Source organism: Streptomyces lothianensis, from assembly GCF_047779955.1.
Lineage (GTDB): Bacteria > Actinomycetota > Actinomycetes > Streptomycetales > Streptomycetaceae > Streptomyces.
This window is the reverse complement of the sequence record NZ_JBLMKT010000022.1, coordinates 90,820-103,085: the sequence shown is the minus strand read 5'-3', so window position 1 is coordinate 103,085 and position 12,266 is coordinate 90,820. Positions and strand designations below refer to the sequence as shown.

Annotated in this window: 12 protein-coding genes; 10 read left to right on the top strand and 2 right to left on the bottom strand. The window is 72.7% G+C overall.

What is annotated here, in order from left to right; translation table 11 throughout:
• Positions 1-169 precede the first annotated feature (169 nt).
• A complete protein-coding gene (locus ACLF6P_RS05590; RefSeq protein ID WP_415948537.1) occupies positions 170-694 on the bottom strand; it encodes a hypothetical protein in 525 nt (174 codons plus the stop codon).
• A 262-nt stretch (positions 695-956) separates the two neighbouring features.
• On the opposite strand from ACLF6P_RS05590, the gene fmt reads away from it, so the two are divergent.
• The 5 genes from fmt (at position 957) to ACLF6P_RS05565 (ending at position 6,294) form a co-directional block, all read left to right on the top strand.
• Entirely contained in the window at positions 957-1,889 is a 933-nt protein-coding gene (gene fmt / locus ACLF6P_RS05585) for a methionyl-tRNA formyltransferase (RefSeq protein ID WP_415948535.1), read from the top strand.
• Between the two features lie 272 nt (positions 1,890-2,161).
• On the top strand, positions 2,162-3,595 hold the full coding sequence (locus tag ACLF6P_RS05580) for an RsmB/NOP family class I SAM-dependent RNA methyltransferase (protein ID WP_415948534.1): 1,434 nt from the start codon (positions 2,162-2,164) through the stop codon (positions 3,593-3,595).
• 62 nt (positions 3,596-3,657) lie between these two features.
• Positions 3,658-4,233: a hypothetical protein gene (locus ACLF6P_RS05575; protein ID WP_415948532.1), complete on the top strand. Its 576-nt coding sequence runs from the start codon at positions 3,658-3,660 to the stop codon at positions 4,231-4,233.
• Between the two features lie 201 nt (positions 4,234-4,434).
• The gene (gene rpe / locus ACLF6P_RS05570) at positions 4,435-5,121 is read left to right on the top strand and encodes a ribulose-phosphate 3-epimerase (RefSeq protein WP_415948531.1); all 687 of its coding nucleotides are present in this window, start codon (positions 4,435-4,437) and stop codon (positions 5,119-5,121) included.
• Positions 5,122-5,247: 126 nt separating this feature from the next.
• Positions 5,248-6,294, top strand: a complete 1,047-nt coding sequence (locus ACLF6P_RS05565; RefSeq protein WP_415948529.1) for a sugar-binding transcriptional regulator — start codon at positions 5,248-5,250, stop codon at positions 6,292-6,294.
• A gap of 88 nt (positions 6,295-6,382) precedes the next feature.
• Here the strand turns inward: ACLF6P_RS05565 and ACLF6P_RS05560 are convergent, their stop codons facing one another.
• Entirely contained in the window at positions 6,383-7,918 is a 1,536-nt protein-coding gene (locus ACLF6P_RS05560; protein ID WP_415948528.1) for an ATP-dependent DNA ligase, read from the bottom strand.
• A gap of 106 nt (positions 7,919-8,024) precedes the next feature.
• Between ACLF6P_RS05560 and ACLF6P_RS05555 the strand changes: the two genes are divergently transcribed.
• The 5 genes from ACLF6P_RS05555 to ACLF6P_RS05535 all read left to right on the top strand — a co-directional run bounded on the left by ACLF6P_RS05555 (position 8,025) and on the right by ACLF6P_RS05535 (position 12,256).
• On the top strand, positions 8,025-8,495 hold the full coding sequence (locus ACLF6P_RS05555) for a guanyl-specific ribonuclease (RefSeq protein ID WP_415948527.1): 471 nt from the start codon (positions 8,025-8,027) through the stop codon (positions 8,493-8,495).
• Complete coding sequence (locus ACLF6P_RS05550; RefSeq protein ID WP_415948526.1) at positions 8,492-8,857, top strand: barstar family protein; 366 nt, start codon at positions 8,492-8,494, stop codon at positions 8,855-8,857. The genes ACLF6P_RS05555 and ACLF6P_RS05550 overlap by 4 nt, the downstream gene beginning before the upstream one ends.
• A 132-nt stretch (positions 8,858-8,989) precedes the next feature.
• Positions 8,990-9,532: a heme-binding beta-barrel domain-containing protein gene (locus tag ACLF6P_RS05545; protein ID WP_415948524.1), complete on the top strand. Its 543-nt coding sequence runs from the start codon at positions 8,990-8,992 to the stop codon at positions 9,530-9,532.
• Positions 9,533-9,713: 181 nt separating this feature from the next.
• Complete coding sequence (locus ACLF6P_RS05540; protein ID WP_415948523.1) at positions 9,714-10,646, top strand: TIGR03619 family F420-dependent LLM class oxidoreductase; 933 nt, start codon at positions 9,714-9,716, stop codon at positions 10,644-10,646.
• Positions 10,647-10,813: 167 nt separating this feature from the next.
• Positions 10,814-12,256, top strand: coding sequence for a GuaB1 family IMP dehydrogenase-related protein (locus tag ACLF6P_RS05535; protein WP_415948521.1), 1,443 nt, complete (start codon positions 10,814-10,816; stop codon positions 12,254-12,256).
• The last annotated feature ends 10 nt before the right edge of the window (positions 12,257-12,266 follow it).

The following is a 12,266-nucleotide window of genomic DNA, read 5'->3' as shown; positions in this document are numbered from 1 at the left end:
GACGAGCCCGGTCCGGTACTTCAGCCCGTCCGGCGTTTGAGGACGAGCGCGTTCAGCGCGATCGGGGTCAGGGGCGAAGCCCCAAAGGGGGTCCAGGGGGCGGAGCCCCCGGATGGCTCACCCACAGCGTGGGTGAGCCATCCGGGGGCTCCGCCCCGGCCCGACGAACTCAGCCGTTGCGCGGGCCCGGGAAGCCACTCGGGGACTCCCTCAGGGAGGAACTCCCCGCCGTCGGCTGCGTGGGCATCGTGCGCGCCGCCGGCACCGTCGGCAGCCCCGCCCCGACGCCCACGGGGCGCGCCCCCGTATCCGCGGCGCGCTCCGCCTCGGCCGCGGCCTGAGCGCTCGCGCGACGGGCTCCGTAACGGCGGTGGACCGCCTGCTTCGTGACCCCGAGCGCGGATCCGACCGCGTCCCAGGAGAAGCCGAGCGAACGGTCGAAGTCCACCGCCGCCGTGACCAGGGTCTCGACGCTGTCCCGCAGTTCCTGGGCGAGGCGGACGGTGGGGGCGGGGGCGCGTCCGTACACGACGAAGCCCGTGGAGGGGCCGGAGCGGCGCGGGCGGTAGACGTTGCCCAGCTGGGCGGTGAGGGTGCGCAGTGCGTCCACCTGCCGGCGGACCCGCTCGATGTCCCGCACAAGCAGGTGCAGGCTGGCCCGTGCCTGGGCGTCGTGGGTTGCGTGGTCGGCCATGAACAAGCCTCTCGAACCGGCGTTGAAAGGGATCGGGCCGCGATCGCGGCCCCGTGTGGGGTCAACCCCGTATGTGGTCAACTCTTTTTTGACCAACGCCTCAGCCGTCGATGTGGTCACGGTGGAGGGGCGTAAGCGCATATGCGCAGGGCGCACGGCGCTTCGCACGCCCCCGCGGCACCGGCCACGCCGTACCCCGGCGCGCGGGCATAGACTGGAGCGCTGCTCGTCACTTCCCCGCCCGAGAGGCCCTCAGCCACCGATGAAGCTGGTCTTCGCAGGCACCCCCGAGGTCGCCGTCCCCGCACTTGACGCCCTGATCGCCTCCGGCCGGCACGAGGTGGCCGCCGTCGTCACCAGGCCGGACGCCCCCGCAGGACGCGGCCGCAGACTCGTCGCGAGCCCCGTCGCCCAGCGCGCCGAGGAGGCCGGCATCGAGGTGCTCAAGCCGAACCGGCCGAAGGACGAGGACTTCCTCGCCCGGCTCAGGGAGATCCAGCCCGACTGCTGCCCGGTGGTCGCCTACGGCGCGATCCTGCCGAAGGCGGCGCTGGACGTCCCGGCGCGCGGCTGGGTCAATCTGCACTTCTCGCTGCTGCCCGCCTGGCGCGGAGCCGCCCCCGTGCAGCACGCGATCATGGCGGGCGACGAGATCACCGGCGCCTCGACCTTCCTGATCGAGGAAGGCCTCGATTCCGGCCCGGTGTACGGCACCGTCACCGAGGAGGTGCGGCCCACCGACACCAGCGGTGATCTGCTCACCCGGCTCGCGTTCGCGGGCGCCGGACTGCTCGCGGCGACGATGGACGGCGTCGAGGACGGCAGCCTCCAGGCGGTGCCGCAGCCCGCCGACGGGATCTCCCTCGCCCCGAAGGTCAACGTCGAGGACGCGGCGATCGACTGGACCGCCCCGGCCCTGCGCGTCGACCGTGTCGTCCGTGGCTGCACCCCCGCCCCCGGCGCCTGGACCGTCTTCCGCGGCGAGCGCCTCAAGGTCATCTCCGCCGCACCCTCCACCGACCGCACCGAACTCGCCCCCGGCGTCCTCGCGGCGGGCAAGAACAACGTGTACGTGGGCACCGGATCGCACGCCGTCGAACTGCTCTGGGTCCAGCCCCAGGGGAAGAAGCCGATGAAGGCGGCCGACTGGGCACGTGGAGTGCGTATCGAGGCCGGGGAGCGGGTAGGCGCCTAGGGCGTGTTTCGAAAGTCACTTCGTCCGCCCGGAGGGCGGGCCCTGCGGCGTCCGGTGCGTGCTCTCGGCGTGCGGGCCGGAAGTCCTCGTACTGGACGTACTCGGGCTTTCGGCCCGTGCGGCGAGAGTGCGTGCCGGGCGTCGCGGGGCAGAAGCGACTTTCGAAACACGCCCTAGGGGGTCAGGCGGATCATGCCGCTGACCTGCACCGATCCTCGGCCCCGCGCGTATTCTTTAGGGGCCCGTTCATCCACGATCCGGAGCACATTTACGTGAACGACCAGCCCCGCAGCCGTCCACCGCGCAAGCACCGCAGGCCACAGAAGGACCCGGTGCGCATCCTCGCGTTCGAGGCGCTGCGGGCGGTGGACGAGCGGGACGCGTACGCCAACCTCGTCCTGCCCCCGCTGCTGCGCAAGGCGCGCGAGAAGCACGGGCCGAACGGGAAGTTCGACGCGCGCGACGCCGCCCTCGCCACCGAACTCGTCTACGGCACCCTGCGCCGCCAGGGCACGTACGACGCGATCATCGCGGCCTGCGTGGACCGGCCGCTGCGTGAGGTCGACCCGCCCGTGCTCGACGTCCTCGGCCTCGGCGCGCACCAGTTGCTCGGCACCCGTATCCCCACCCATGCCGCGGTCTCCGCGACCGTCGAGCTCGCCCGGGTCGTCCTCGGCGACGGGCGGGCGAAGTTCGTCAACGCCGTGCTGCGCCGTATCGCCGGAGACGACCTCGACGGCTGGCTGGAGAAGGTCGCACCGCCCTACGACGAGGACCCCGAGGACCACCTCGCCGTCGTGCACGCACACCCGCGCTGGGTGGTCTCCGCGCTCTGGGACTCCCTCGGCGGCGGCCGCGCCGGCATCGAGGACCTCCTGGAGGCCGACAACGAGCGGCCCGAGGTCACGCTCGTGGCGCGCCCCGGCCGGATCACCGGCAGCGAACTGCTCGACGCCCTGCCCGCCGACTCCGCCCTGCCGGGTCGCTGGTCCCCGTACGCCGTACGCCTCACGGAAGGCGGCGAGCCCGGCGCGCTGGACCCCGTGCGCGAGGGGCGCGCCGGAGTGCAGGACGAGGGCAGCCAGCTGGTCGCCCTCGCGCTGGCCAACGCGCCCGTCCAGGGCCCCGACCGCCGCTGGCTCGACGGCTGTGCGGGCCCCGGCGGCAAGGCCGCGCTGCTCGCCGGACTCGCCTCCGAGCGCGGCGCCTTCCTGCTCGCCTCCGAGAAGCAGCCGCACCGCGCGGGCCTGGTCGCGCAGGCGCTCGCGGGCAACCCCGGCCCGTACCAGGTGATCGCCGCCGACGGCACCCGGCCGCCGTGGCGACCCGGCACCTTCGACCGGGTCCTGATGGACGTGCCCTGCACCGGACTCGGCGCCCTGCGCCGCCGCCCGGAGGCGCGCTGGCGGCGCCGCCCCGAGGACCTGGACGGCTTCGGGCCGCTGCAGCGGGCGCTGCTCACCGAGGCGCTCGACGCGGTCCGTATCGGCGGCGTCGTCGGCTACGCGACCTGCTCGCCGCATCTCGCCGAGACTCGGGCGGTCGTCGACGACGTGCTCAAGCGGGTCCCCGGCGCCGAACTCATCGACGCCCGCCCGCTGTTGCCGGGTGTCCCCGCGCTCGGTGCGGGCCCGGACATCCAGCTGTGGCCGCACCTGCACGGCACGGACGCGATGTACCTGGCGCTGATCCGGCGCACCGCCTGACACCACGGCACACGGCACACGGCCGTCGGCCAATTGTCAGTGGCGGCACATACGTTGGGTCCATGGGGAACTCGTACACGACGCTCTGGACCAACAAGCTGTGCCGTGCGCTGCAGCGGGAGGGCCACGAGGGGGAGCGGCTCTCGCTCCTCTTCGGCGGCCCGCACACCTCGCTGCCCAGCTTCCGCAGCGCGGGCGTGCAGCCCGGCGACCGGATCTTCCCGATACGGCTGCTCAGGCGGAAGCTGTATGTGCTCGGAGCACTCGACGTCACCCGGGTCATGCCGTACGAGGACGCGGGGGCGCTCCTGGACGATGACGACTACGCGAAGGTGGTGCGCTGGCGGGTCCTGAAGGCGGGCTGTGTCAGCGAGGTGGTCTTCGGCCCGCCGGGCACGCCGCTCGGCTTCGGCACGGCGATACCCGGCGAGGCCCTCGAACGGCTCACGTACACCTCGAGGCGACGTGGCGAGCGCACGGTGAAGCATGTCGTGGACGGCGAGCTGATGCACTCGATCAGCGTGCACGGGGTCTACCGACTGGCCGAGGCCTCGGGGCGCGCGCTCGACCGTCTCGTGCGCGAGGCGGCGGAGCCGCGGGCGGTCGGTCCGCGCGTGCCTGAGGCGCGGGCGGCCTGACCGTCGACTGCCGACTGCCGACTGCCGACTGCCGACTGCCGACTGCCGACTGCCGGATGTCAGGTGCAAGGGTGCCGGGTGCCGGGCATGCGGTCCCAGAGTGGCACGGCGGGCCTTGATCACGGGAGGATTCGGGACGTACGGGCCCCCGGGCCCACACCGCGCAAGGCGACGGCGCTCGGTCATGGCAGTCTTGGGGGCATGGCCGTTCAGATCAGTCCCAGCATCCTGTCCGCCGACTTCTCCCGCCTCGCCGAGGAGGCGAAGGCCGTCGAAGGCGCCGACTGGCTCCATGTCGACGTCATGGACAACCACTTCGTCCCCAATCTGACGCTCGGCATCCCGGTCGTGGAATCCCTGAGCCGGGCGGCCGACATCCCGCTGGACTGCCATCTGATGATCGAGGACCCCGACCGCTGGGCCCCGCAGTACGTGGAGGCGGGGGCCTCCTCCGTCACCTTCCACGTCGAGGCCGCCGCCGCGCCCGTACGCCTCGCGCGGGAGATCCGGGCGAAGGGCGCGCGCGCCTCCATGGCGCTGAAGCCGGGCACGGCCATCGAGCCGTACGAGGATCTGCTGCCCGAACTGGACATGCTCCTGATCATGACGGTCGAGCCGGGCTTCGGCGGCCAGGCCTTCCTCGACATCATGCTGCCCAAGATCCGACGCACCCGTGAGCTGATCGCCAAGCACGACCTGGAGCTGTGGCTGCAGGTGGACGGCGGGGTCGCCGAGTCCACCATCGAGCGCTGCGCCGAGGCCGGCGCCGATGTCTTCGTGGCCGGTTCCGCGGTCTACAGCCAGCACGACCCGGCGGAGGCCGTGCGCGCCCTGCGCGCCAAGGCGGAGCACGCCACCGCCTCGGCGGCCTGGGCCTGCGGCCACTGACGGGCTGCTGTCCGCCGGGCCGGCAGCGGGTGAACGGACGGCGTCCGGGACGGATCGCGGCCCATCAGGACTGATCAAGCACCGCCGGATCTGCGAGGATGAAACGGCGAGTGGCCGAGTGAACGTGTGAACAGCAGTGAGGAGATCGCCGTGACGGGCATGTCAGCGGGGAGGCCAGCCCTGCGGATGGGACCCGCTGAGCTGGTGCAGGCGGCAGCGATGGCGCGCCGCTTCTACCTGGAAGGAAAGTCCAAGATCCAGATCGCGGAGGAGTTCGGCGTCAGCCGCTTCAAGGTCGCGCGGGTCCTGGAGACCGCCCTCGAAAGGGATCTCGTACGGATCGAGATCAGGGTTCCGGCGGAGCTGGACGCGGAGCGCTCCGACAAGCTGCGGGCCCGCTACGGCCTGCGGCACGCGGTCGTCGTCGAGTCGCCCGCCGAACCGGAGGACCAGTCGCCGGACCCCGAGAACCTCGGAGAGGTCGCCGCCGACCTGCTCGGCGAACTGGTGAACGAAGGGGATGTGCTCGGGCTCGCCTGGGGCCGCTCCACCATCAACATGGCCGCCGCGCTCGACCGGCTGCCGCCGTGCACCGTGGTGCAGCTGACCGGCGTGTACGACGCGGGGACCGCCGAGCGCGGCTCCGTCGAGGCGGTCCGTCGCGCCGCCCAGGTCTCCGGCGGCGACGCGCACCCCATCTACGCGCCGATGCTGCTGCCCGACGCTGCCACCGCGGCCGCGCTGCGCAACCAGACCGGGATCGCGCGGGCCTTCGAGTATTTCGACAAGGTCACCGTCGCCTGCGTCTCCATCGGCTCCTGGGAGCCGGGCGTCTCCACGGTGCACGACATGCTCAGCGACGAGGAGCGGGCGCACTACGCCTCGCTGGGCGTCGCCGCCGAGATGTCCGCGCATCTCTTCGATGCCGACGGCCGACGGGTGGGCCGTGACCTGGGCGAACGCTGTATCACCGTCGAGGCCGACCGGCTGCGCCGGATCCCCGAGGTGGTGGCGATCGCGGGCGGCCAGCGCAAGGCCTCCGCGATCGACGCGGTGCTCCGCTCCGGCCTGGTGACGAGCCTCGTCACCGATACGGCCGCCGCCGACCATCTTCTTGCCGCGGGGCCGGCGCCCAAGCCCGCGCTGGACCGGGCGGATCCGGACGGGGAGTAGCCCTGCCCGTGGACGTGCTTCCATGGTGTTCCGGCGCCGGCCAGGTCACTGACCGGCCGGCGCCGTCCGCGCACGGTGTGGGCCCGGTTCAGCGCCGCAGCGCCAGGACCGCGTCCACGGTGTCCGCCTCGGCGGGCGTCTTGTCCTCGCGGTAGCGCACCACCCGGGCGAAGCGCAGCGTCACACCCTCCGGGTAGCGCGTCGAGCGCTGTACGCCGTCGAAGGCCACCTCGACGACCAGCTCGGGCCGTACGGTCACCGCCCAGCCCTTGTCCTCGACCGCCAGCTCCCGCAGCCGCTCGGTCTGCCAGACGAGCATCGCGTCGGTCAGCCCCTTGAAGGTCTTGCCCAGCATCGCGAACGACCCGTCCGCGCGCCGCGCCCCGAGATGCAGGTTCGACAGCTTTCCGGTCCGCCTGCCGTGCCCCCATTCGGCGGCGAGCACCACCAGGTCAAGGGTGTGCACGGGCTTCACCTTCACCCACGAAGCTCCGCGCCGTCCCGCGCTGTACGGCGCGTCCAGGCCCTTGACCACCACGCCCTCGTGCCCGCGCGCCAGGGTCTCGTCCGCGAACGCCTCCGCTCCCGCCCGCAGCCGTACGTCGTCGGGGTCGGCGACCTCGTAACGCCGTACGCGCCGTGCCTCGGGGGTGATGCGGGCCAGTTCGGCATGGCGGTCCCGGGTTGGCAGATCGAGCAGATCGCGGCCGTCGACGCTCAGGAGGTCGAAGAAGACGGGGAAGAGCGGCAACTCGGCCTGAGCGCCCCGGACATCGAGCCTGGAGCCGACGCGGCCCGCGATGTCCTGGAACGCCAGCGGATGCCCCTCGGGATCCAGGGCGATCACCTCGCCGTCCAGGACCGCCCTGGTCGCCGTCAACTCCTGTGCGGCGGTGATGACTTCGGGCAGCCGCTCGGTGATCTCGTCCAGGGCGCGGGTGAAGATCCGTACACCGGCCCCGTCACGGTGGACCTGCACGCGGATGCCGTCCAGCTTCTCCTCCACCGCACAGGCGCCCACCAGGTCGATCGCCGCGGCCACGTCCTTGGCCGTCTTGGCGAGCATCGGCAGGACGGGCCGTCCGACGTCGAGCCGGAAGGCGCCGAGTGCGGGCACGCCGTCCGCGGCGAGGGCCTGTGCGACGGTGTCGAGGCGGCCGGCGAGCATCACGGCCCGGCGTACGGCCGCGGGCTCGGCACCGTACGCCGCGGCGAGGCCGTCCACGGCCAGGGCGTCGAGAGCACCCTGGCGCAGCTCGCCGCCGATCAGACCGAACAGGAAATGCTGTTCCTCCTCGGTGGCGGCGCCGAGGAGTTCGTGGAGCAGGCGCCTGCGTTCCGCCTGGGCGCCCTTGCCGGCGACGGCCGCGATGCGATCGAAGGCGGCGTGCACGCCCTGCACGGTCAGGCTCGGGCTCGCGGCCGGTTCCGGCTGCTCGCGGAAGGCCGTCCAGCCCACGTTGATCTTCCGCTGCGGCAGGCGGCCCGCGAGGTACGACACGACGAGGGGTGCCTCCTCGGGTGTCATCCGGCCGAACAGCTCGGCGAGCAGCTGCGTCTTCTCCCTGCGGGCGGTGGTCGAGGCGATGTTCCGCGAGGTCCTCGCGATGTCTGCGAGCAGCATGCCTTCCATCGTGGCGTACGGGGGCGTCGAGCGCAGGGGCCCGGGAGGTCCACGGGCCCGGGGAGTCGGAGGGCGGTTCGGGTGGGGGCGTGGCAGCATCGGGCGCATGTCCCGTCTGTGGCGTCCCGGGCCCGTGCTTCGTCTGCTGTCTGGTGTGCTGTGCGCGCTGCTGTTCGTGGGGTGCTCGTCCGGGGGCAGTCCCCCGGCGGGTGCGGTGTCCGGGGAGGCCGTGACCGCGGAGGCGGCGATGCCGTCGGCCTCGCGGGCGGCGCCCACCCCCACCCCCGCCTGGGCCGAGGGCTTCGCGACCCTCACCGAGGCGGAGCTGCCTCCCGAGGGCAGGCGGACGCTGCGCCTGATCGATGACGGCGGGCCCTTCCCGTATGACAAGGACGGTACGACCTTCGGGAACTTCGAGCGGATCCTGCCGCGGCAGCAGCGTGGCTACTACCGCGAGTACACCGTCCGCACGCCGGGCGAACGCGACCGCGGCGCACGGCGGATCGTGACCGGGCGCGGCGGGGAGTTCTACTACACGGACGATCACTACGAGACGTTCAAGGCGGTCCTGCGATGAGCACAGGTTCCGATCGCCCGCCGGGCTGCCCGCCCGGCCACCGGGCAGGACGTCCGCAGCCCCTCGCGGCGCTGACGGAGGCGTCCCGGGCGGCAGCGCTGCCGCTGCGCGTGCTCGACCTCGCCGAGGTCACCGACAAGGCCGCCTTCCTGGCGGCCTGCGCCCGCACGCTCGGCTTCCCCTCATATTTCGGCCGCAACTGGGACGCCCTGGCGGACTGCCTGAGCGATCTGGAGCCCGGCACGATCGTGGTCCTGACCGGCTGGCAGGCGTACGCCGAGGCATGCCCGCGGGAGTGGGAGACCGCACGGGAGATCCTGGCCGGGGCGGACCCCGTCACGGCGCTGCTCGCGCTGGAGTAGAGCCGCACGGCCACCGGACGACCCGGGGCCGTGCGGCTCCGCGCACCCTTGGTGACCGTGCGCTCCGGACGCCGGTGGTGGCCGCGAGGCTCTACGCTTCCCGCGAGGAACCACACCCCGAGGAGCCGTTCCGTGACCGACCACGCCCCCGCGTACCCGTACCCCGAGGCACAGAGCCCCGACGGCGCCCCGCAGCCCCACGAGCAGCTCAGGCCCGCGCTCTGGCTGCTCGGCACCTGGCGCGGGCGGGGGCGCGGCGGCTACCCGACCCTCGACGCGGACTTCACCTACGCGCAGGAGGTCACCTTCTCGCACGACGGCCGCCCCTTCCTGCGCTACGAGGCGCGGGCCTGGCTGATCGACGACCGGGACGGTCCCCTGCGGCCCGCTGCACGGGAGAGCGGCTGGTGGCGGGTGCAGCCGGAGGGCAGGGTCGAGGCCCTGATCACACAGCCGACCGGGATCGCGGAGGTGCTGGTTGGCACGGTCGGGGAAGGCATCGCCGAGATGGCCTCACACTCCGTGGCGCTCACTCCCACGGCCAAGGACGTCACCGCCACCCGCCGCCGGTACACGCTGACCGGGGGCACGGTCCTCGACTTCGTCCACGACCTCGCGGCCGTCGGCCAGCCCCTGCAGCATCACCTCGGCGCCCGTCTGGAGCGCCCCGCCTGAGGCGACGCCTCAGGCGGGGCCCGACGCGGGGCCCGACGCGGGGCCCGACGCGGGGCCCGACGCGGGCCTGGCGTAATGGCCGACGTCATGCCTGGGGCCATGCCTGACGTCGTGCGGGCGGCATGCCCCGATCCCGCCCGCGCTGCTGACAACTGACGGGTCGTCAGTTACGGTCGGCCGCATGTTCTTCTCGCTGGGGCTCCCCACCCACAGGGCGGACGCGGGCGCCGATCTGATCGGCGCCGAAGCGGTCGCGCAGATGGCGCAGGCGGCCGAGGCCGCGGGCTTCGACGCCGCGTTCGTGACCGACCACCCCTTTCCCGGCGACGCCTGGCTCGCCCATGGTGGGCACCACGCCCTCGACCCGATCGTGGCCCTGTCCTTCGCCGCGGCCGCCACCTCCACGCTGCGCCTGCACACCAACCTGTTCGTGCCCGCGTACCGCAACCCCTTCGTCTCGGCGAAGATGATCTCGACCCTGGACGCGCTCTCCGGCGGTCGGGTGATCCTGGGCGTCGGCGCGGGATATCTCGAACCGGAGTTCGCGGCCCTCGGTGCGGAATTCGCGGACCGCAACGACCGGCTCGACGAGGCGCTGCGCGCCATGCGGGCCGCCTGGACCGGCGAGTCCGTGGTCTTCGAGGGCTCCGGCTACGCGGCGGCCGGCAACACCATGCTCCCCAGGCCCGTACAGGAGCGGATACCGGTCTGGATCGGCGGCAACAGCAGGCGCGCGATCCGCCGGGCCGTGGACCTCGGCGACGGCTGGCTCCCGATGCCCGCCCCGGCCAAGGCCTCCACGGCCCTGCGCACCCCCGGCATCGAATCCCTCGCGGACCTGCGGGTACGCCTCGACTACCTGGAGGAGTACGCCGCCTCCGTGGGCCGCACGGCCCCGCTGGACATCACCTTCATGCCGCGTGGCCTCAGCATGTTCACCGGCGCCGGCTTCGACGCCGAGGCCGTTGTGGAGGACCTGGCCGAACAGGCCGACGCCGGTGTCACCGGCGTGACGATCGCGCTGCCCGCCCGCAGCCGCGCGGAGTTCCTGGAGCAGGCCGCCGCCTTCGGTGAGCGGGTGATCGCTCAGGTGGAGAGCGCCCAGGTGGAGTGAGGGACGCCGACCCCCTGGGGACTGGTCGATCACACGAAGATCAACCGCAAGCCCTGGAGGATCCACCCGGGCGGCGAAACCCTGAGCCCATGGGAGAATGAAGTACGTGCGTTTTGCCTCGGCACACCTGCCCGAGGTCCCCTCCGATCGACTGGGATGTTCTGCACGTGCGTTTCCTCAATGACATCAAGCCGCCGTACGACCTCACGTACGACGATGTGTTCATGGTGCCGAGCCGCTCCGCCGTCGGCTCCCGTCAGGGTGTGGATCTCTCGTCCCCGGACGGTACCGGCACCACGATTCCGCTGGTCGTCGCCAACATGACCGCGATCGCGGGGCGCCGTATGGCCGAGACCGTCGCTCGCCGCGGCGGCCTCGTGGTCATCCCGCAGGACATTCCGATCGAGGTCGTCACCGAGGTCATCTCCTGGGTCAAGACGCGTCACCACGTGCTCGACACCCCGATCGTCCTGGCCCCGACCCAGACCGTCGCCGATGCCCTCGCGCTGCTGCCCAAGCGCGCACACAACGCCGGAGTCGTCGTCGACGAGGACGGCAAGCCGGTCGGCGTCGTCACCGACCGCGACCTGAGCGGCGTGGACCGCTTCACCCAGCTGTCCGAGGTCATGTCCAGGGACCTGCTGCTGCTCGACGCGGACATCGACCCGCGCGAGGCCTTCAACAAGCTCGACGGCGCCAACCGCCGCTACGCCCCGGCCGTCGACAAGGACGGCCGCCTGGCCGGCATCCTGACCCGCCGCGGCGCACTGCGCGCGACCCTGTACGCGCCCGCCGTCGACGCCAAGGGCGGCCTGCGGATCGCCGCCGCCGTCGGCATCAACGGCGACGTGGCCGGCAAGGCGGCGCAGCTGCTCGAAGCCGGTGCGGACACGCTGGTCATCGACACGGCGCACGGCCACCAGGAGTCGATGATCGAGGCGATCAGGAAGGTCCGCGCCCTGGACCCGCAGGTCCCGATCGTGGCCGGCAACATCGTCGCCGCCGAGGGCGTCAAGGACCTCATCGAGGCCGGCGCGGACATCATCAAGGTCGGTGTCGGCCCCGGCGCCATGTGCACCACCCGCATGATGACCGGCGTGGGCCGCCCGCAGTTCTCGGCCGTCCTCGAGTGCGCCGCCGAGGCGAGGAAGTACGGCAAGCACGTCTGGGCCGACGGCGGGGTCCGCCACCCGCGCGACGTCGCCATGGCGCTCGCCGCCGGTGCCTCCAACGTCATGATCGGCTCCTGGTTCGCCGGTACGTACGAGTCGCCGGGCGACCTGCACGAGGACGCCGCGGGCAAGCTCTACAAGGAGTCCTTCGGCATGGCCTCCGCGCGCGCCGTGCGCAACCGCACGAGCGACGAGTCCGCCTACGACCGCGCCCGCAAGGCGCTGTTCGAGGAGGGCATCTCCACCTCGCGGATGTACCTCGACCCGCAGCGCCCGGGCGTCGAGGACCTGATCGACTCGATCATCGCCGGTGTCCGCTCCTCCTGCACCTACGCGGGCGCGGGCTCCCTCGCCGAGTTCGAGGAGAAGGCCGTCGTCGGTATCCAGTCCGCGGCCGGTTACGCCGAGGGCAAGCCGCTGCACGCCAGCTGGAGCTGATGTCCGGCGC

What these genes read in the sequence shown, in the direction of transcription:
- ACLF6P_RS05590 (WP_415948537.1), bottom strand. Translation starts at nt 694, where the DNA reads ATGGCCGACCACGCAACCCACGACGCCCAGGCACGGGCCAGCCTGCAC.
- fmt (WP_415948535.1), top strand. Translation starts at nt 957, where the DNA reads ATGAAGCTGGTCTTCGCAGGCACCCCCGAGGTCGCCGTCCCCGCACTT.
- ACLF6P_RS05575 (WP_415948532.1), top strand. Translation starts at nt 3,658, where the DNA reads ATGGGGAACTCGTACACGACGCTCTGGACCAACAAGCTGTGCCGTGCG.
- rpe (WP_415948531.1), top strand. Translation starts at nt 4,435, where the DNA reads ATGGCCGTTCAGATCAGTCCCAGCATCCTGTCCGCCGACTTCTCCCGC.
- ACLF6P_RS05560 (WP_415948528.1), bottom strand. Translation starts at nt 7,918, where the DNA reads ATGCTGCTCGCAGACATCGCGAGGACCTCGCGGAACATCGCCTCGACC.
- ACLF6P_RS05555 (WP_415948527.1), top strand. Translation starts at nt 8,025, where the DNA reads ATGTCCCGTCTGTGGCGTCCCGGGCCCGTGCTTCGTCTGCTGTCTGGT.
- ACLF6P_RS05550 (WP_415948526.1), top strand. Translation starts at nt 8,492, where the DNA reads ATGAGCACAGGTTCCGATCGCCCGCCGGGCTGCCCGCCCGGCCACCGG.
- ACLF6P_RS05540 (WP_415948523.1), top strand. Translation starts at nt 9,714, where the DNA reads ATGTTCTTCTCGCTGGGGCTCCCCACCCACAGGGCGGACGCGGGCGCC.